Here is an 18,337-nt window from a genome sequence, read left to right on the forward strand (position 1 = left end):
TGGCTCCTTTTCTTTTTAATTTCTAGCAATTTTCTTTAAACATTGAGCTAAGACTGCCCATAAAATGAGACTAGCTATCAAAATATAAATCCAAGCATTCGGTTCATCTGTAAACGGTAAGGGAACATTCATTCCGAAAAATCCTGTAATAACCGCAAGGATAGCTAGCAAGACTGAGATAATTGTCAAAGTTGTCAAATTATCATTCAGATTATTATTTAGGATGTTGTTGTAAGAGGCTGAGAGTTGTTGCAAGACTTGAGATATTAAGTCTGTCATTGAAACCAACTGATGGGCTTCAATCATAGCATCGTCAAACTGCTCTCTTTCTACCTCATTAAGATTACGATAAAGAGCATGCCCTTGAATGTGTTCCAAGAGGAGACGATTTTGTTTAGCGGCAGCTGTCAGGTAAACCATACCAGTTTCCAAGTCAGAGAGGGCGAAAAGATTTTTTTTAGTTGTTTTTTGACGAAGAAGTGCACTGATTTCATCCTTGCTTTTATCCATCTCTTCAATAACTGGATAGTAAGCATTGCTAATAATCTCTAAACTGGCAAAAAGAAATTTGTAGATTGAAATAATTTCATGGCTTTCAAGGTAGGTTGCCATGCGTTTAATCACATAAGTATTCTTGTGATTGCTGATAGTAATCAGCCGTTGTTTTTCAACGATAAAGGTCATCGGAATCGCTTCATAATATTCTTTGTCTTTTTCTAAATCAAGAACATTATAAATAAAGGTTACCGTCTCCGTTTCACGGTTATAATCCATATGAGCTCGTTCATTTCTATCCAGAGCATACTCAATGGTTTCCTTGTCCAATCCATAGATGTCAGAAAGATCTTCCATATTTTTAATCTTATCCACATCAAGGTCTATCCAAGTACGATCGTGACCTAATTTTTTCTCTACAAATAGCATACTCTCTCCTTTACCAAACTCCTTCTATTGTACCACAAATCTACCAAAATAGCAGAGCTACTCTGTGCGGGAAAAGTTGCTAACAACAGTGATATTACGATTGGGAACAAAGTGAAGGGCTTGATCATCACCTCGCAGTTGCGTTGTACGGATCCCTACGCTAACGACCTTTCCAGAAACGGTAATCGGTCCATTTGTGAGGACCACTTCATCACCCACATCAAGCTGGCGTTCAAAGAGGATGAAAAAGCCATTGATGACATCGGATAGAAAGCCTTGCGCCCCCATACCAATGGCCACCCCAGCAATTCCCGCACCAGCAAGGAGGCTAGAAACCGGCAAACCTAAAATAGACAGGATGCAGTAGATCAAAAAGAAATAAAGAATGTAGTTAAAGACATTCTCCAGCAAACGCGAGATGGTCTTTTGTCTTCCTGCATCTCGATTTGAAAATTTAAGCGAGGGCTTGACAATCTTTCGTACAGTCGCATGAAGCATCTTTTTAGCTATATAAAATAGTAAAAACAAAATCAAAAGAGAAATCACCTTGGTCAAGAGATTCTCTAACATGGTTGTTAAATCAAGTTTATCAAAATAGCGTTGAAAAAAATCTTGCATATAAAACTCCTTTTTCCTATTATACCATAAAATCGTCCTTCTCTTTTCTTTCATAATTATTCAATCATCATCTCCGTTTTCAAAATATCACTTGCCTCTATAGCATATTTATACTATAATTATAAACAATACATTTTGAAGGAGACTGATATGAAACGAATCATTAGAGCCTGGACCAAGGCAAGCCTCATCAAACGAATCCTTATTGGAATGATTTTTGGAGCGACATTGGGGATGCTCTTTCCAAACCTTACAGGAATCGGTCTGCTTGGAGATCTCTTTGTAGGCGGACTGAAGACCATCGCTCCTATTCTAGTTTTTGCCCTTGTTGCCAATGCCCTTTCCCAACACCAAAAGGGACAAAACACCAATATGAAGACTGTTATTTTCCTATACTTGCTTGGAACCTTTGCTGCTGCATTGGTAGCTGTTCTAGCTAGTTTCTTACTGCCTGTGCAAATCACCCTGACCAGTGCAAATACAGAAGTTGCTGCTCCTGATGGTATCGGTCAAGTCCTCAGCAACCTCTTGCTCAAACTGGTGGACAATCCCTTGAATGCCATTGTTGAAGCCAACTATATCGGGATTCTCTCTTGGGCAGTCGTCTTTGGCTTGGCTATGAGAGAGGCAAGTAAACACAGTAAAGAATTACTGAAAACCATGGCGGATGTCACCTCTAAAATCGTGGAATGGATTATCAATCTAGCACCCTTTGGGATTTTAGGTTTGGTGTTTAAGACCATCTCTGACAAGGGCATTGCCAGTCTGGCTAACTACGGTGTCCTCCTAGGACTCTTGATTGCTACCATGGCCTTTGTAGCTCTCATCGTCAACCCACTCATCGCCTTTCTCTTTATAAGGAAAAATCCCTATCCCCTTGTTTTGAAATGCCTACGTGTCAGTGGTATTACAGCCTTTTTCACTCGTAGCTCTGCCGCCAATATCCCTGTCAATATGAAACTCTGCCAAGACTTGGGACTGAATCCTGACACCTACTCTGTCTCCATCCCGCTTGGTTCGACCATCAACATGGCTGGCGCTGCCGTTACCATAAATGTCCTGACCCTGGCTGCCGTCAATACACTCGGAATCTCGGTAGACTTTGGGACAGCATTTGTGCTCAGTGTAGTGGCTGCCATTTCTGCCTGCGGGGCCTCTGGGATCGCTGGGGGATCCCTTCTCCTCATTCCTGTCGCTTGTAGCCTCTTTGGGATTTCCAACGACTTGGCTATGCAGGTTGTCGGAGTCGGTTTTGTGATTGGGATCGTTCAAGACTCCTGCGAAACAGCCCTGAACTCTTCAACAGATGTCCTCTTTACAGCGGTTGCCGAGTATGCTACAAACCGAAAACTTCGCCCCTAGTCTCTGATTCCTCGTTAAACACTCGATTCTATTAGTTTAGGAAATTTTCATGTCCCTCACTCAACGTACGACAAAACTGATCTTAGCGACCTGTCTCGCTTGTTTTCTCGCTTATTTTTTAGATTTATCATCAGCAGTTTCAGCTGGAATTATCGCCCTATTAAGCCTCTCCGACACGCGCAGAAACACGCTGAAGTTGGCTCGTAACCGCCTCTTTTCCATGCTACTAGCGCTCGCTATCGGTGTTCTAGCCTTTCAGCTTACGGGCTTTCACATCTGGAGCCTGGGCCTCTATCTGGCTCTCTATGTCCCTCTTGCTTACAAAATGGGCTGGGAAATCGGCATCACCCCTAGCAGTGTCTTGGTCAGTCATCTCTTGGTACAGGAGTCTACTTCCCCAGAGCTCTTGCTTAATGAAATACTCCTCTTTCTCATCGGGACAAGCTTTGCCCTATTGGTCAACCTTTACATGCCTTCTCGCGAGAAAGCCATCCAAAGCTACCACCTTCAGGTCGAAGAAAAGTTAAAAGACATCCTGCTTCGCTTTAAATACTATCTGTCAAGAGGAGACGGACGCAATCAAGCCCAACTCGTTGACCAATTAGACAACCTCCTCGATGAAGCTCTCAAACTGGTCTACCTGGATCACTCGGATCATCTCTTTCACCAGACGGACTACCACATCCACTACTTTGAGATGAGGCAGCGACAAAGTCGCATCCTGCGAAATATGGCCCAGCAGATTAATACCTGCCATCTGGCCGCAAGTGAGAGTTTGATCTTGGCCCAGCTCTTTTCTAAGATTGCTGCCCAGCTAAGTCAGACCAATCCTGCTCATGACCTACTTGATGACATCGAACGCTATCTGCAAGTCTTCCGCAATCGGAGTCTCCCTAAAACACGTGAGGAGTTTGAAACCCGTGCTACCCTCCTGCAGCTACTACGCGAAGCCGAAACCTTTATCCAGGTTAAGGTCGATTTTTACCAGAAATATGGAAACTAGAAAAACCTCAGAAGAATTCATGTAACATGATTTCTATGAGGTTTTTAATTTACCTTTGACTTCAATTACCTTTACTATATGAAAATAAATCCAAATTCCACGAATCAAAATCATTCGGGGACTTGTCCTAATGAAGTGTTTAGGGAAGCTGCCATAGCGGTTACCGATTGTTAGATTACGACACTGAGTTTTACAAATCGATTCCATTTGTAAAACTCAGTTAGTGAGGCAGTTAGGTAGTTCGATTCCTTACCATTACGACGGAAAAATCCACGAATCGATAATATTCGTGGATTTTTACTAGTGAAGCGTTTAGGTAGACCGCCATAGCGGTTACCGTCAAATGACAGCAACTTTATGTTGCTAGTCATTTGTAACGATTTACATTTTTTCCTCCAACTCTACGTCTGGATACTTGTCCGCAAACCAGCGGAGGGCAAAGTCATTTTCAAAGAGGAAGACTGGTTGGTCAAAGCGGTCCTTGGCCAAAATATTGCGGCTTGAGGACATCCGTTCATCCAAGTCCTCAGGCTTGATCCAACGAACGGTCTTTTTACCCATTGGGCTCATGACTACTTCTGCATTGTACTCGCCTTCCATGCGGTGCTTAAAGACTTCAAACTGGAGTTGTCCCACAGCCCCTAGCATGTACTCGCCAGTTTGGTAATTCTTATAAAGCTGAATGGCTCCTTCTTGCACCAATTGCTCAATCCCTTTGTGGAAAGATTTTTGTTTCATAACGTTCTTAGCAGAAACTTTCATGAAAATCTCAGGGGTAAAGGTTGGCAGTGGTTCAAATTCAAACTTATTTTTTCCAACTGTCAAGGTATCCCCAACCTGATAAGTACCAGTATCGTAAACCCCGATAATATCACCTGCCACGGCATTGGTCACATTCTCACGACTTTCCGCCATAAACTGGGTGACATTAGAAAGCTTGGCAGTCTTCCCAGTACGAGGAAGATTAACACTCATCCCACGCTCAAATTCGCCCGATACGATACGGACAAAGGCGATGCGGTCACGGTGACGAGGGTCCATATTGGCTTGGATTTTAAAGACAAATCCTGAGAAATCCTTGTCATAAGGATCCACAATTTCTCCGTCTGTTTTCTTGTGCCCATGTGGTTCTGGAGCAAACTTAAGGAAGGTCTCAAGGAAGGTCTGCACCCCAAAGTTAGTGAGGGCTGAACCGAAGAAGACCGGAGTCAGTTCTCCTTCAAGAATAGCTTCTTCCGAAAATTCATTTCCTGCTTCTTGCAAAAGTTCGATATCGTCCTTAACCTGAGCGTAGAAAGGATTGCTGCCAAAAAGCTGGTCACCATCTTCTAGACTGGCAAAACGCTCATCCCCTTTATAAAGTTCTAAACGTTGGTTATAGAGGTCATACAAGCCCTCAAAAGCTTTCCCCATCCCGATTGGCCAGTTCATTGGATAGCTGGCAATCCCCAATACTTCTTCTAGTTCTTGCAAGAGATCCAGTGGCTCACGGCCATCACGGTCCAGCTTGTTCATAAAGGTAAAGACAGGAATGCCACGGTGTTTGACAACCTCAAACAATTTCTTGGTTTGGGCCTCGATACCCTTGGCAGAGTCGACGACCATGACCGCAGCATCCACCGCCATCAAGGTACGATAAGTATCTTCTGAGAAGTCCTCGTGCCCTGGGGTGTCAAGGATGTTGACGCGCTTTCCATCATAGTCAAACTGCATGACAGATGAGGTTACCGAAATACCACGTTGTTTCTCGATATCCATCCAGTCAGACTTGGCAAAAGTCCCTGTTTTCTTTCCTTTTACCGTACCAGCCTCACGAATCTCGCCCCCAAAGTAGAGCAACTGCTCAGTAATGGTTGTTTTCCCCGCGTCCGGGTGAGAAATAATGGCAAAGGTACGGCGTTTCTTGATTTCTTCTTGAATAGTCATAAGTTCTCTTTCTTTGATTTTCTATTTTTAGTTGTTTCAGTAGTTAAGAATGATTTTTACATTGGATTTTACTATTCCTTTCAACTCTCCATTATAGCGGATTTTGGGGAGTTTTTCAATTGCTCATCCGATGAAAAGGCAAGCTAGAGCACAGATTGCGCCTGATTTCTCTTTTTCCACCGTTCCTTGAACAAGATATCAAAGAGAACAAGAGCCAGTGAAAGGATGACCGACACAAGGAGGTACTTTAGCCATAGAGGAGCATTCGAGATAAACGGTGTATCTCTTAAGAGACCATAATTTCCACCCGTCACCTGATTAACCCCAACTAGAAAGAGATTGAGGATAAAGGTATAGGCTACAATCATATATTTCTTGAGCAAGGTCTTATCATAGTGATTCATCAAGTAAACCAAGGAATTCACCAAAAGGGCATAGTGGCCAATCAAAAATGAAAAACTGGTAATATGAGGAAAATCATAGGGGTCAAAAACGGGGTAAACCAAAGCAAAGACCGCTCCACTTGCTCCTAAGAGGGCAAAATATTGCTTGCTTCGCCATTTATCAGGCAAGAAAACCACCGCAAACATAGCCAAACGGCAATGATAAAATGGAAGGCTATTAGAAAATGGAATCCCAAAACCAACATACCAACTATATAGGGCTAGCAACTGGAGAATCTGAATCCACTTAAACAAGCGGACAAATTTCGGATTTTGGTGATAAGCAAGTGCTCCATAAATACAAAGCACTAAAAGAAGCATCATAGCCCCATACCAAAAGAGTGGAATAGGAGGAGGAACCGTCTGAGATCTGGTGATAAATTGATGGAACATATTTTTATCCTAACTCTTATTTTCTCTATTCTCTAGTTTAACCATTATAGCGAATTAAAAGCGATTTTTCAATTTCTATTTCTTTTCAGTTTGGCTCCCTTATTTATAGGAAAATATGGTAAAATAGAACAGACTAAAAATCATCATTTCACGAAAGGATGTAAGATGAAAATTACGCAAGAAGAGGTAACACACGTTGCCAATCTTTCAAAATTAAGATTCTCTGAAGAAGAAACTGCTGCCTTTGCAACAACCTTGTCTAAGATTGTTGATATGGTTGAATTGCTGGGCGAAGTCGACACAACTGGTGTCGCACCTACTACGACCATGGCAGACCGCAAGACTGTACTCCGCCCTGATGTGGCCGAAGAAGGAACTGACCGTGATCGCTTGTTTAAAAACGTACCTGAAAAAGAAAACTACTATATCAAGGTACCAGCTATCCTAGACGATGGAGGAGATGCCTAATGACTTTTAATTATAAAACCATTGAAGAGTTACACAATCTCCTTGTTTCTAAGGAAATTTCAGCAACTGAATTGACCCAAGCTACACTTGAAGATATCAAATCTCGCGAGACAGCTATCAACGCTTTTGTTACCATCGCTGAGGAGCAAGCACTTGCCCAAGCTAAGGCTATTGATGAAGCTGGAATCGACGCCGACAATGTTCTTTCAGGAATTCCACTGGCTGTTAAGGATAATATTTCTACTGACGGCATCCTCACAACTGCTGCCTCAAAAATGCTCTACAACTACGAGCCAATCTTTGATGCGACAGCTGTCGCCAATGCCAAATCTAAGGGTATGATTGTTGTCGGAAAAACCAACATGGACGAGTTTGCCATGGGTGGTTCAGGTGAAACTTCCCACTACGGAGCGACTAAAAATGCTTGGGACCACAGCAAAGTTCCTGGTGGTTCATCTAGCGGTTCCGCAGCTTCTGTAGCTTCAGGACAAGTCCGTTTGTCACTTGGTTCTGATACTGGTGGTTCCATCCGCCAACCTGCTGCCTTCAACGGGATCGTTGGTCTCAAGCCAACCTACGGAACAGTTTCTCGTTTCGGTCTCATTGCCTTCGGTAGCTCATTAGATCAAATCGGACCTTTCGCACCAACTGTTAAGGAAAATGCCCTCTTGCTCAATGCGATTGCCAGCGAAGATGCCAAAGACTCGACTTCTGCTCCTGTCCGCATTGCCGACTTTACTTCAAAAATCGGTCAAGACATCAAGGGCATGAAAATCGCTTTGCCTAAGGAATACCTCGGTGAAGGAATCGACCCAGAGGTTAAGGAAAGAATCCTGAACGCCGCTAAACACTTTGAAAAACTTGGTGCCATCGTCGAAGAAGTCAGCCTTCCTCACTCTAAATACGGTGTTGCCGTTTACTACATCATCGCTTCATCAGAAGCCTCATCAAACTTGCAACGCTTTGACGGTATCCGTTATGGCTACCGCGCAGAAGATGCAAGCAACCTTGATGAAATCTATGTAAACAGCCGTAGCCAAGGTTTCGGTGAAGAAGTGAAACGCCGTATCATGCTTGGAACATTTAGCCTTTCATCAGGTTACTATGATGCCTATTACAAGAAGGCTGGACAAGTTCGTACCCTCATCATCCAAGATTTCGAAAACGTCTTTGCGGATTACGATTTAATCCTAGGACCAACTGCTCCAAGCGTTGCCTATGACTTGGATTCACTCAACCACGATCCAGTTGCCATGTACTTGGCTGACCTTTTGACCATCCCAGTCAACTTAGCTGGTCTCCCAGGAATTTCAATTCCTGCTGGATTCTCTCAAGGTCTACCAGTCGGTCTGCAATTGATTGGTCCTAAATACTCAGAAGAAACCATTTACCAAGCTGCTGCTGCTTTTGAGGCGACAACAGACTACCACAAACAACAACCCGTGATTTTTGGAGGTGATAACTAATGAACTTTGAAACAGTCATTGGACTTGAAGTCCACGTTGAGCTCAACACCAATTCAAAAATCTTCTCACCTACATCTGCCCACTTTGGGAATGACCAAAATGCCAACACCAACGTGATTGACTGGTCTTTCCCAGGTGTCCTGCCTGTTCTCAATAAAGGTGTTGTTGATGCCGGAATCAAGGCTGCTCTTGCCCTCAACATGGACATCCACAAAAAAATGCACTTTGACCGCAAGAACTACTTCTATCCTGATAATCCAAAAGCCTACCAAATTTCTCAATTTGATGAGCCAATCGGTTATAACGGCTGGATTGAAGTGGAGCTAGAAGACGGTACGACCAAGAAAATCGGTATCGAACGTGCTCACCTAGAAGAAGACGCTGGTAAGAACACCCACGGTACAGATGGCTACTCTTATGTTGACCTCAACCGCCAAGGGGTGCCATTGATTGAGATTGTATCTGAAGCCGACATGCGTTCTCCTGAAGAAGCCTATGCTTATCTGACTGCCCTCAAGGAAGTCATCCAGTACGCTGGCATTTCTGACGTTAAGATGGAAGAAGGTTCTATGCGTGTGGATGCCAACATCTCGCTTCGTCCTTATGGTCAAGAGAAATTCGGTACCAAGACTGAGTTAAAGAACCTCAACTCCTTCTCCAATGTCCGTAAAGGGCTTGAATACGAAGTCCAACGTCAAGCTGAAATCCTTCGCTCAGGTGGTCAAATTCGTCAAGAAACACGCCGTTACGACGAAGCTAACAAGGCAACCATCCTCATGCGTGTCAAGGAAGGAGCTGCAGACTACCGCTACTTCCCAGAACCAGACCTACCTCTCTTTGAAATTTCAGATGAGTGGATCGAAGAAATGCGTACAGAATTGCCAGAATTTCCAAAAGAACGCCGTGCGCGCTACGTATCTGACCTTGGCTTGTCAGACTACGATGCTAGCCAGTTGACTGCAAACAAAGTCACTTCTGACTTCTTTGAAAAAGCTGTTGCCCTCGGTGGCGATGCTAAGCAAGTCTCAAATTGGCTTCAAGGTGAAGTCGCTCAATTCTTGAATGCTGAAGGCAAGACACTGGAACAAATCGAGTTGACACCAGAAAACTTGGTTGAAATGATTGCCATCATCGAAGACGGCACTATCTCTTCTAAGATTGCCAAAAAAGTCTTTGTTCATCTGGCTAAAAATGGCGGTGGCGCGCGTGAATACGTGGAAAAAGCAGGCTTGGTTCAAATCTCAGATCCAGCTATCTTGATTCCAATCATCCACCAAGTCTTTGCCGATAACGAAGCCGCTGTCGCCGACTTCAAGTCAGGAAAACGAAACGCAGACAAGGCCTTCACAGGATTCCTTATGAAGGCAACCAAAGGCCAAGCTAATCCACAAGTCGCCCTTAAACTGCTTGCACAGGAATTGGCGAAGTTGAAAGAAAGTGAGTAATTTACTCTTTAAACACTTTTTTCTACTTTTAAAACGAGAATGAGACAAGGGGAATAAATGAACAAATTTTTACGATTGCTATTTGTCTTAGTCATCATCGCTATGTTAGGCGCTTCTATACTACAAATTTTCTTTCCATCATACATGGGAAGTCACTCCGGGTACGGAATATCTGCTGGTTGGCAACGAGAAATTGGAATATGGAATTTAGCTGTATTGATTATTATTCTCGCTATCAATATTAAATACGATTGGTTCTATCTACAAATCGCACTTCTTGCTCTCATTATTGGTGGAATTGGAATAGGAACAAATCACTTACTCAATTATATGGAGTATCACTCTCCTGTAAATGCTATCGGTGCTTTTGAAAATTACTTGCTAGCAATAGGATGGATTGTGGGATGGCTCATCGAGCGCCATTCCATAAAGAAGCTAAATGCTAGTAAATAACACCTAGTATATCTTAGATGATTTTTAAAGGTTATTAAATAGTTTAATAATCATTCAAATTCAGAATTCTACCTTTTCAATCATATAGTTAGGAGACACATGAAAAAGTTTTACGCTCTCTTAATGACCTGTTTATTACTTGTTTTTCTATCCGTGCCTCAAATCGTTGATGCGGGTGTTGGACATTCCAGAAGTGGAGGGAGCAGCCGCAGTAGCTCCAGAAGTAGTAGCCGCTCAAGTGGAGGTGGAAGTCGTTCTGGCGGCTCATCCTATCACTACTACCGCTCTGGATACGGATCATCCTCTGACAGTTCTACTAGCTCTCCCGATCTAGGATTTATGTTCATATTAGTCGGAGGAATCATACTAGTTGTTATCGTCAAATCCTTGCAGAGTAAGTCTGGAGATTCGAGTTCAACCTACACTAGTAATGATTATCAGACGCTCCATCGTCGAGTTGAACACAACACACTGGCCATTAGCCGTGTGAAATACGGGGATCCAAACTTTGACGCGGAAGCCTTCACATCTTGGGTTAAGGAAGTCTACCTTAAATTGCAGGTTGCCTGGACTGAGAAAAATTGGAACTCTGTCCGCGCTTTGGAAAGTACCAGTCTCTACTCTCAACATAGTACCCAACTTGAGGACCATATTCGAGCTAAAACAACTAATGTTTTAGAGAAAGTCTGTATCGAAAATGTTCGCATCAAGGAGTTCATTGAAAATCCTGACGGAAACGATACCTTAGTGGTGATTCTGTCATCTACCTTGCGGGACTATGTCATTGACGATGAGACTCGTCGTGTCCTCGAAGGAGATCCTAAAAAAGATCTCTTCACCGTGTATCAATTGAACTTTATCCGTCAACATGGTAGCCAAACGCAAGCAGTCAATCCAGACCAAGTTGTGAGCGACCACTGTCCAAACTGTGGCGCCCCATTAAAAATCTCTGCAGTTAGCGAGTGTGACTACTGTGGTGCCAATCTCTCTCGCAGTCCAAACCAATGGGTACTTGATACCTATGATGTTGTGGATGAAGACGAGCTTTATAATTAGGAGGAATTATGGGATTTATACGTGCAGCCTTATCAGCAGGCTTAAATAGTTTTAATGATAGTAAATTCAAGGAAGCCATTGTCCTTCCAGATAATGTCTCTGGCGACGCCTTGGCCATCAAGGGGCAATTACTCACTAAAGACCCAGATGGACGTTCTCGTCACAGCAATCAAAATACAGGCCTCTTGTCAGATGGCAGTGTGGTTATCGTTCCCCAAGGCTATACCGCTGTTTTGGTAAACAACGGTACCTTCCTTGGTGAGGTCCTTGAAGCTGGTAGCCACGAATGGCAAGCTGGTGATAACGCCTGGCTCCTTGAAAAAGGTGGTTTAAAAGGCACTTGGGAAAACTTTAAAAACCGTTTCTCTTTTGGTGGACAAGTCATCACTCAACAAGAAATCATCTTTATTCGCATGCAACCTATTGCAGGTAATAAGTTCGGCACACAAAATGCGGTCGAATACTTCAGCGAACGTTACCAACAACTGCTTAACATCCGTTTCTATGGCTTGTTTGATGTAAAAATAGCAGACCCAGTCCTCTTCTACGTAAGTTCTGTTAGCCGTCAAATTACTGACGGACAGCCATTTACTCTCCAAGAGGTAGCTCAAGGAACGCTCCGTCAAAATATCGCGCCGAAAATCGCGATTGCCATTGCCAAGTATACCAACGAAAACAAGGTAGATATCTATACCCTCAATGCCAACCAAGACACCTTTAACGAATTCGCTAAACAAGAGGTCAACAAGGTTTGGACAGGCCTCTACGGAATTGAAGCAACTAATATCTTGCTTGAAGACCTCAGCTACGACCAAGAAAGTCTTGATATCGTTCGCAAGCTTGATAGTGAGCTCGTGGCAATGAAGTACAACACGATTGAAATCGAAGAACGCCGTGCTCGTAACGAAGCACTTATTGCTGCAGCTGCCAATGAAGGGAATGGCAATGGGATGAACATGTTTATGGGTATGAGTCTTGGCCAAACTCTCGGTGGTCAACTAAGCCAACAAGTCCAAAATCAAGCACCGGCCCAAAACACTGGGCAAACTGCCAGCAAGAATTTTTACATCGAAGTCGATGGAAAATACGTCCTCGTTACCAAAGACGAAGATGGAAATATCGTACCAGTCAACTAATTAAGCTCCTTTTGACATTTGAGTAATGTTGTCTTTTATGGTACAATAAAGAGTAAATTATTTTATTAAAGAGGTAAAAACATGATTGAAGCAAGTAAATTAAAAGCTGGTATGACCTTTGAAACAGCTGACGGAAAATTAATTCGCGTTTTGGAAGCTAGCCACCACAAACCAGGTAAAGGGAACACAATCATGCGTATGAAATTGCGTGATGTCCGTACTGGTTCTACATTTGACACAAGCTATCGTCCAGAGGAAAAATTTGAACAAGCCATCATCGAGACAGTCCCAGCTCAATACTTGTACAAAATGGATGACACAGCCTACTTCATGAATACAGAAACTTACGACCAATACGAAATTCCTGTAGTCAATGTTGAAAACGAATTGCTTTACATCCTTGAAAACTCTGATGTGAAGATCCAATTCTACGGAACTGAAGTGATCGGTGTTACCGTTCCTACTACTGTCGAATTGACAGTTGCAGAAACTCAACCATCTATCAAAGGTGCTACTGTTACAGGTTCTGGTAAACCAGCAACGATGGAAACTGGACTTGTCGTAAACGTTCCAGACTTCATCGAAGCAGGACAAAAACTCGTTATCAACACTGCAGAAGGAACTTACGTTTCTCGTGCCTAATCTCTAGAAAGAGGTCATTCTATGGGAATTGAAGAACAACTTGGCGAAATCGTTATCGCCCCACGTGTACTTGAAAAAATCATTGCTATTGCTACTGCAAAAGTAGAGGGTGTTCACTCTTTTTCAAACAAATCAGTATCTGATACCCTTTCAAAACTTTCACTCGGCCGTGGCGTTTATCTAAAAAACGTGGACGAAGAACTCACAGCTGATATCTACCTCTACCTAGAGTACGGAGTAAAAGTTCCTAAGGTAGCAGTTGCTATCCAGAAAGCTGTTAAAGATGCAGTCCGCAATATGGCTGATGTAGAACTCGCTGCTATCAATATTCACGTTGCAGGTATCGTTCCAGATAAAACACCAAAACCAGAATTGAAAGATCTATTTGACGAGGACTTCCTCAATGACTAGTCCACTATTAGAATCTAGACGCCAACTCCGTAAATGCGCATTTCAAGCTCTCATGAGCCTTGAATTCGGTACGGATGTCGAAACTGCTTGTCGTTTCGCCTATACTCATGACCGTGAAGATACGGATGTACAACTTCCAGCCTTTTTGACAGACCTCGTTTCTGGTGTTCAGGCTAAAAAGGAAGAACTAGACAAGCAAATCACACAGCATTTAAAAGCAGGTTGGACCATCGAGCGTTTAACACTCGTGGAGAGAAACCTCCTTCGCTTGGGAGTCTTTGAAATCATTTCATTTGACACCCCTCAGCTGGTTGCTGTAAATGAAGCTATCGAGCTTGCAAAGGACTTCTCAGATCAAAAATCTGCCCGTTTTATCAATGGACTGCTCAGCCAGTTTGTAACAGAAGAACAGTAAACAGAAAAAGTGTTTGACAGCTGTCAAACACTTTTTTCTTTGCCTTCCACTATCTAAAAAAATGATAATAGATGTAATTGTAAATAAAAATCCAGATAGGTTTTGCATGATTGAGAAAGTTGAAAAAACTATGACAGAGAATTGTTAATTTAAGATTGTCGGTAGAACGATAAATAAGGGCGAAAAAGAGACCAATCAGACTATAATATAATAAACTAATTGGGTCTCGGTGAGATAGTATCAAATGACTAAGTCCAAAGATAAGGCCTGATAAGATGACATCTAAATAGTACTTTGACTTAGGAAAGAAGGTGTTCATAAAATACCCACGATCAAGCGTCTCTTCCAAAATAGGACCAATAACGACAGTTAAGATAAAACTAAGAACTGTAGATAGAAAAGTTGGTTGCCCATTTGAAAGAACCACGGTAAAATAGACATCATGAATATTCCTATGATTAATCAAATGAGCAAAGCGTGCCCAAAAATTACCGAGAATCTGATGAACCACATAACATGCAAACAAGTAAAAGATAGTTGACCAGTTCCAGCTCTTTTTCTCAAAGATAAAGAGCAGCTTTTGCTTTTTTAACCACCAAATTAATAGAAGGAAACTTCCTACTAATCCCATTGTTAAAATAAGAGAGTAGACATCAGCGCCTAACCCTAAAATTATCGCTACATACAAACCAATTGTTTGTGGTAAATAGGTAGATAGTAAAATAATAAGCAAAAGTATTCCAAATTGTCTTAGTTTCTTTGTGTTTTTCATCGTACTTTTTTGAAAGATTATCCTGCTCGGAAGCCGTACTTCCAAGCATCCCTATAAGAATTAAGTGCCCCTTGCTCCATACAGGGAGCAAATTCTCTATAATATAACCATCTACCATAACCATCTTCCCAAATAGCAAGACCGCCTGAAACTTGGTCTAAGTCTTTAGACGAAAGAACTGTAAATGTTTTTGTACCTGTCATTGCAAGTACATCCTTAAAATTAATTTTTGTCAGCTTATATCTACAGTATAGATCTTTTTTGTCTATTTTATAGTCTATCTCCTCAACTGTCAATTTTTCGTCCTGAAATGTATGGTCTCTAGAAAAAAATGAGACCTTTCTAGTCTCATTTAGTCATTCTTAATATTTTCTAAAGCGCTGGTAACGTTCTTCAATAAGTTGGTCGAGTGGTAGTTCTTGCAACCTATCTAGTTCTGCACGTAATTCATTTTTAACACAAGCTAGCAGTTCTTTACTTGAGAAATCCTCTTCTGGAATTATCTTGTCTACGATTCCCATTTCTAGGAGTTCATGTGAAGTGATTTTCATCAATTCTGCTGCTTCCATAGCACGACTGCCATCCTTCCAAAGGATAGAGGCAAATCCTTCAGGGCTAAGTACTGCGTAGATTGAGTTTTCTAACATCCAGACACGGTCAGCCACGGCTAATGCTAATGCCCCACCAGACCCTCCTTCACCGATAATAATGGCAATGATTGGAACCTTGAGGTCGCTCATTTCCATCAGGTTTCGAGCAATTGCTTCACCTTGTCCACGTTCCTCGGCTCCAACACCTGGGTAAGCACCTGCCGTATTGATAAAGGTCACAACTGGACGATCAAACTTCTCCGCTTGTTTCATCAGGCGCAAGGCCTTGCGATATCCTTCTGGATGAGGTTGCCCGAAATTTCGTTTGAGGTTGTCATGAAGACTCTTCCCCTTTTGGATACCGACGACAGTTACTGCTTGGTCACCTAACCAGCCAATTCCACCGATAACCGCACCATCATCACGAAAAGACCGATCTCCATGCAATTCGATAAACTCTTCAAAGATTCCATTGGCAAAATCAAGTGCAGTCAAGCGACTCTGCTCGCGTGCCTCTCTGACTATTTTTGCAATATTCATCCGCGACTTCCTCCATGCAATCTCACTAATTTAGCAATTGTTTCAGGCAATTCTCTCCGTTTGACAATTGCATCAACAAATCCATGTTCAAGCAAAAATTCTGCCTTTTGGAAGTCATCCGGCAAGGTCTCACGAACTGTATTTTCGATAACACGACGCCCAGCAAACCCAACCAAACTTTGGGGTTCCGCTAGGATAATATCACCCTCCATAGCAAAAGAAGCAGTCACCCCACCTGTTGTCGGATCGGTTAAAATAGTTAGGTAAAAAAGTCCTGCCTTGGAATGGCGTTGAACTGCCGCAGAAATCTTAGCCATCTGCATCAAACTCATGATTCCTTCTTGCATACGGGCTCCACCAGAAGCTGTGAAGAGAACGACTGGCAAGTTTTCTAACGTTGCATACTCAAACAAGCGCGTGATTTTTTCACCCACAACGGTTCCCATAGAAGCCATGATAAAGTTTGAATCCATGATCCCAAGGGCAACTTTTTGCCCCTTGATGCTAGCTGTACCAGTTAGTACGGCTTCATCCAAACCTGTCTTTTCACGCATTGTTGCAAGTTTTTTCTGGTAGCCAGGAAAGTTTAATGGATCTTGAGTTTCAATACCTGTAAACATCTCCACAAAGCTGTCAGAATCAATCGTCAAATCCAAGCGTTCCTGAGCTGAAATACGGAAAGTATAGCTACAATGGGGACAAATTCGTTCGCTCCCAAGATCCTTTTGGTAAATGGTGTGTTTACAACCAGGACACTGGGAGAAGAGTTCATCCGGAACCTCAGGCTTGGCTTGTGGTTTCTGCCTTACGGAACGGTTAGGATTGATCCGAATATACTTATCCTTTTTACTAAATAGAGCCATAACTCCCCCTTTTAGTTCTCATACTGTTTGAAAGTCTATTCTTTTTCTTGGTATTTTGGCAAGAAAGTTTCCATCAAGAAGGAAGTATCGTAATCACCAGCGATAACTCGGCGGTCTGAAATCAGATCCAACTGGAAGTCTGCATTGGTTTGCACTCCTTCAATATCAAGTTCATAAAGCGCCCGTTGCATTTTCATCAAGGCATCAAAACGATTCTCCCCATGAACAATGATTTTGGCAATCATACTATCATAGTAAGGGGGAATGGTATAACCTGGATAAACTGCTGAGTCCACGCGCAAGCCAACTCCACCACTTGGTAGATAGAGATTGGTAATTTTCCCTGGACTTGGAGCAAAGTTAAATGCTGGATTTTCCGCATTGATCCGGCACTCGATAGCATGACCTCGTAGGACGATATCTTCTTGTTTGAAAGGTAAAGGTTGCCCGGCAGCAATGCGAATCTGTTCCTTGACGATATCAACACCTGAAACAAACTCTGTGACTGGGTGTTCAACTTGCACACGAGTATTCATTTCCATGAAGTAGAAATTGCCACTCGCTTCATCGAGAAGAAATTCAATCGTCCCTGCATTTTCATAGCCTACAGACTCTGCTGCACGAACAGCCGCAGCACCAATTTCATGACGAAGGGTTTTGCCAATCGCAATAGATGGGCTTTCTTCTAAGACCTTTTGGTTATTCCGTTGGAGTGAACAATCCCGTTCACCAAGATGGACAACATGACCCTCTTGGTCCGCAAGGATCTGAACCTCAATATGGCGAGCTGGATAGATCACACGCTCAATATACATAGCGCCATTTCCAAAATTGGCCTTGGCTTCACTGGATGCTGTTTCAAAGGCTGCGACCAAATCTTCTGCCTTTTCAACCTTACGAATCCCTTTTCCACCACCACCTGCCGATGCCTTAAGCATGACTGGATAGCCAATTTTTTCTGCAACTGCAAGCGCCTCTTCAGCCGTGTGAACTTCACCATCAGATCCTGGGATAACTGGAACCCCAGCCTTGATCATTTGCTCACGCGCATTGATCTTATCTCCCATGGTATCCATTACAGCCCCAGAAGGACCGATGAACTTAATCCCCACTTCATCACACATCGTGGCAAACTTGGAGTTTTCGCTAAGAAAACCAAAACCTGGGTGGATGGCTTCTGCTTCTGTCAAGACTGCAGCAGACAAAATAGCGTTGATATTGAGATAAGATTCTGTCGCCTTACCAGGTCCAATACAGATAGCTTCATCCGCTAGGAGTGTGTGAAGAGCTTCCTTATCAGCAGTTGAATAAACTGCTACGGTTACAATGCCCAATTCACGCGCAGCTCGAATAATGCGAACCGCAATCTCACCACGGTTGGCAATCAAAATTTTACGAAACATGGAGAACC

The 18,337-nt window shown here is 42.8% G+C and carries 21 protein-coding genes; 11 read left to right on the plus strand and 10 right to left on the minus strand.

The genetic code is table 11. From position 1 onward, the window contains the following. Positions 1-15: 15 nt before the first annotated feature. Together B7725_RS08975 and B7725_RS08980 are read right to left on the minus strand one after the other, a co-directional pair. Entirely contained in the window at positions 16-924 is a 909-nt protein-coding gene (locus B7725_RS08975) for a magnesium transporter CorA family protein (protein WP_000899718.1), read from the minus strand. A 57-nt stretch (positions 925-981) separates the two neighbouring features. Further along, positions 982-1,542: a mechanosensitive ion channel family protein gene (locus B7725_RS08980; RefSeq protein ID WP_049477878.1), complete on the minus strand. Its 561-nt coding sequence runs from the start codon at positions 1,540-1,542 to the stop codon at positions 982-984. Between the two features lie 150 nt (positions 1,543-1,692). Between B7725_RS08980 and sstT the strand changes: the two genes are divergently transcribed. Together sstT and B7725_RS08990 are read left to right on the plus strand one after the other, a co-directional pair. Continuing rightward, positions 1,693-2,904, plus strand: coding sequence for a serine/threonine transporter SstT (sstT, locus tag B7725_RS08985; RefSeq protein WP_084875788.1), 1,212 nt, complete (start codon positions 1,693-1,695; stop codon positions 2,902-2,904). A 49-nt stretch (positions 2,905-2,953) separates the two neighbouring features. After that, positions 2,954-3,907, plus strand: a complete 954-nt coding sequence (locus B7725_RS08990) for an aromatic acid exporter family protein (RefSeq protein ID WP_084875790.1) — start codon at positions 2,954-2,956, stop codon at positions 3,905-3,907. Positions 3,908-4,077: 170 nt separating this feature from the next. Here the strand turns inward: B7725_RS08990 and B7725_RS09890 are convergent, their stop codons facing one another. The 3 genes from B7725_RS09890 to B7725_RS09000 all read right to left on the minus strand — a co-directional run bounded on the left by B7725_RS09890 (position 4,078) and on the right by B7725_RS09000 (position 6,669). Then, positions 4,078-4,278 carry a hypothetical protein gene (locus B7725_RS09890; protein ID WP_142357361.1) on the minus strand — a complete coding sequence of 67 codons (201 nt, stop codon included), beginning with the start codon at positions 4,276-4,278 and terminating at the stop codon, positions 4,078-4,080. 10 nt (positions 4,279-4,288) lie between these two features. Beyond that, entirely contained in the window at positions 4,289-5,833 is a 1,545-nt protein-coding gene (locus B7725_RS08995) for a peptide chain release factor 3 (RefSeq protein WP_061588416.1), read from the minus strand. Between the two features lie 143 nt (positions 5,834-5,976). Further along, complete coding sequence (locus tag B7725_RS09000) at positions 5,977-6,669, minus strand: YwaF family protein (protein WP_084875791.1); 693 nt, start codon at positions 6,667-6,669, stop codon at positions 5,977-5,979. Between the two features lie 165 nt (positions 6,670-6,834). Here B7725_RS09000 and gatC point away from each other — a divergent pair, with 165 nt between their 5' ends. The 9 genes from gatC (at position 6,835) to nusB (ending at position 14,161) form a co-directional block, all read left to right on the plus strand. After that, the gene (gene gatC / locus B7725_RS09005) at positions 6,835-7,137 is read left to right on the plus strand and encodes an Asp-tRNA(Asn)/Glu-tRNA(Gln) amidotransferase subunit GatC (RefSeq protein WP_000705420.1); all 303 of its coding nucleotides are present in this window, start codon (positions 6,835-6,837) and stop codon (positions 7,135-7,137) included. Beyond that, entirely contained in the window at positions 7,137-8,603 is a 1,467-nt protein-coding gene (gatA, locus tag B7725_RS09010; RefSeq protein WP_084875793.1) for an Asp-tRNA(Asn)/Glu-tRNA(Gln) amidotransferase subunit GatA, read from the plus strand. Before gatC ends, gatA begins: the two co-directional genes overlap by 1 nt. Beyond that, positions 8,603-10,048: an Asp-tRNA(Asn)/Glu-tRNA(Gln) amidotransferase subunit GatB gene (gatB, locus tag B7725_RS09015; protein ID WP_084875794.1), complete on the plus strand. Its 1,446-nt coding sequence runs from the start codon at positions 8,603-8,605 to the stop codon at positions 10,046-10,048. Before gatA ends, gatB begins: the two co-directional genes overlap by 1 nt. 57 nt (positions 10,049-10,105) lie before the next feature. Then, positions 10,106-10,501, plus strand: coding sequence for a hypothetical protein (locus B7725_RS09020; protein ID WP_084875796.1), 396 nt, complete (start codon positions 10,106-10,108; stop codon positions 10,499-10,501). 99 nt (positions 10,502-10,600) lie between these two features. Next, positions 10,601-11,557 (plus strand): zinc-ribbon domain-containing transport protein, encoded by a 957-nt coding sequence (locus B7725_RS09025; RefSeq protein WP_009729833.1) that lies wholly within the window; start codon positions 10,601-10,603, stop codon positions 11,555-11,557. A gap of 8 nt (positions 11,558-11,565) precedes the next feature. Beyond that, the gene (locus tag B7725_RS09030; RefSeq protein ID WP_084875797.1) at positions 11,566-12,693 is read left to right on the plus strand and encodes an SPFH domain-containing protein; all 1,128 of its coding nucleotides are present in this window, start codon (positions 11,566-11,568) and stop codon (positions 12,691-12,693) included. 81 nt (positions 12,694-12,774) lie between these two features. Further along, positions 12,775-13,335 (plus strand): elongation factor P, encoded by a 561-nt coding sequence (gene efp, locus B7725_RS09035; protein WP_000568640.1) that lies wholly within the window; start codon positions 12,775-12,777, stop codon positions 13,333-13,335. Positions 13,336-13,356: 21 nt separating this feature from the next. Beyond that, positions 13,357-13,746, plus strand: coding sequence for an Asp23/Gls24 family envelope stress response protein (locus B7725_RS09040; protein WP_000510584.1), 390 nt, complete (start codon positions 13,357-13,359; stop codon positions 13,744-13,746). Next, positions 13,739-14,161: a transcription antitermination factor NusB gene (nusB, locus tag B7725_RS09045; protein ID WP_084875799.1), complete on the plus strand. Its 423-nt coding sequence runs from the start codon at positions 13,739-13,741 to the stop codon at positions 14,159-14,161. Before B7725_RS09040 ends, nusB begins: the two co-directional genes overlap by 8 nt. A 49-nt stretch (positions 14,162-14,210) precedes the next feature. Here the strand turns inward: nusB and B7725_RS09050 are convergent, their stop codons facing one another. The 5 genes from B7725_RS09050 to accC all read right to left on the minus strand — a co-directional run bounded on the left by B7725_RS09050 (position 14,211) and on the right by accC (position 18,329). Next, a complete protein-coding gene (locus B7725_RS09050) occupies positions 14,211-14,933 on the minus strand; it encodes a CPBP family intramembrane glutamic endopeptidase (RefSeq protein ID WP_084875801.1) in 723 nt (240 codons plus the stop codon). Between the two features lie 17 nt (positions 14,934-14,950). Next, entirely contained in the window at positions 14,951-15,136 is a 186-nt protein-coding gene (gene briC / locus B7725_RS09895; RefSeq protein ID WP_142357363.1) for a biofilm-regulating peptide BriC, read from the minus strand. 159 nt (positions 15,137-15,295) lie between these two features. Beyond that, positions 15,296-16,063, minus strand: a complete 768-nt coding sequence (locus tag B7725_RS09060; RefSeq protein WP_033606028.1) for an acetyl-CoA carboxylase carboxyl transferase subunit alpha — start codon at positions 16,061-16,063, stop codon at positions 15,296-15,298. Then, entirely contained in the window at positions 16,060-16,926 is an 867-nt protein-coding gene (accD, locus tag B7725_RS09065; RefSeq protein WP_033606029.1) for an acetyl-CoA carboxylase, carboxyltransferase subunit beta, read from the minus strand. The genes B7725_RS09060 and accD overlap by 4 nt, the downstream gene beginning before the upstream one ends. A 35-nt stretch (positions 16,927-16,961) precedes the next feature. Next, positions 16,962-18,329 (minus strand): acetyl-CoA carboxylase biotin carboxylase subunit, encoded by a 1,368-nt coding sequence (gene accC, locus B7725_RS09070; RefSeq protein ID WP_033606030.1) that lies wholly within the window; start codon positions 18,327-18,329, stop codon positions 16,962-16,964. Positions 18,330-18,337: the final 8 nt, after the last annotated feature.

It is taken from the genome of Streptococcus oralis subsp. tigurinus, assembly GCF_002096275.1.
Taxonomy (GTDB): Bacteria; Bacillota; Bacilli; order Lactobacillales; family Streptococcaceae; genus Streptococcus; species Streptococcus oralis_CN.

Excerpts from the sequence above, each read along its gene's own strand:
- B7725_RS08975 (WP_000899718.1), bottom strand. The coding sequence starts at position 924 with ATGCTATTTGTAGAGAAAAAATTAGGTCACGATCGTACTTGGATAGAC.
- B7725_RS09025 (WP_009729833.1), top strand. The coding sequence starts at position 10,601 with ATGAAAAAGTTTTACGCTCTCTTAATGACCTGTTTATTACTTGTTTTT.
- B7725_RS08990 (WP_084875790.1), top strand. The coding sequence starts at position 2,954 with ATGTCCCTCACTCAACGTACGACAAAACTGATCTTAGCGACCTGTCTC.
- B7725_RS09060 (WP_033606028.1), bottom strand. The coding sequence starts at position 16,063 with ATGAATATTGCAAAAATAGTCAGAGAGGCACGCGAGCAGAGTCGCTTG.
- gatB (WP_084875794.1), top strand. The coding sequence starts at position 8,603 with ATGAACTTTGAAACAGTCATTGGACTTGAAGTCCACGTTGAGCTCAAC.
- gatC (WP_000705420.1), top strand. The coding sequence starts at position 6,835 with ATGAAAATTACGCAAGAAGAGGTAACACACGTTGCCAATCTTTCAAAA.
- B7725_RS09020 (WP_084875796.1), top strand. The coding sequence starts at position 10,106 with ATGAACAAATTTTTACGATTGCTATTTGTCTTAGTCATCATCGCTATG.
- accC (WP_033606030.1), bottom strand. The coding sequence starts at position 18,329 with ATGTTTCGTAAAATTTTGATTGCCAACCGTGGTGAGATTGCGGTTCGC.
- B7725_RS08980 (WP_049477878.1), bottom strand. The coding sequence starts at position 1,542 with ATGCAAGATTTTTTTCAACGCTATTTTGATAAACTTGATTTAACAACC.
- sstT (WP_084875788.1), top strand. The coding sequence starts at position 1,693 with ATGAAACGAATCATTAGAGCCTGGACCAAGGCAAGCCTCATCAAACGA.
- B7725_RS09050 (WP_084875801.1), bottom strand. The coding sequence starts at position 14,933 with ATGAAAAACACAAAGAAACTAAGACAATTTGGAATACTTTTGCTTATT.
- B7725_RS08995 (WP_061588416.1), bottom strand. The coding sequence starts at position 5,833 with ATGACTATTCAAGAAGAAATCAAGAAACGCCGTACCTTTGCCATTATT.
- B7725_RS09000 (WP_084875791.1), bottom strand. The coding sequence starts at position 6,669 with ATGTTCCATCAATTTATCACCAGATCTCAGACGGTTCCTCCTCCTATT.
- B7725_RS09030 (WP_084875797.1), top strand. The coding sequence starts at position 11,566 with ATGGGATTTATACGTGCAGCCTTATCAGCAGGCTTAAATAGTTTTAAT.
- efp (WP_000568640.1), top strand. The coding sequence starts at position 12,775 with ATGATTGAAGCAAGTAAATTAAAAGCTGGTATGACCTTTGAAACAGCT.
- briC (WP_142357363.1), bottom strand. The coding sequence starts at position 15,136 with ATGACAGGTACAAAAACATTTACAGTTCTTTCGTCTAAAGACTTAGAC.
- B7725_RS09890 (WP_142357361.1), bottom strand. The coding sequence starts at position 4,278 with ATGACTAGCAACATAAAGTTGCTGTCATTTGACGGTAACCGCTATGGC.
- nusB (WP_084875799.1), top strand. The coding sequence starts at position 13,739 with ATGACTAGTCCACTATTAGAATCTAGACGCCAACTCCGTAAATGCGCA.
- B7725_RS09040 (WP_000510584.1), top strand. The coding sequence starts at position 13,357 with ATGGGAATTGAAGAACAACTTGGCGAAATCGTTATCGCCCCACGTGTA.
- accD (WP_033606029.1), bottom strand. The coding sequence starts at position 16,926 with ATGGCTCTATTTAGTAAAAAGGATAAGTATATTCGGATCAATCCTAAC.
- gatA (WP_084875793.1), top strand. The coding sequence starts at position 7,137 with ATGACTTTTAATTATAAAACCATTGAAGAGTTACACAATCTCCTTGTT.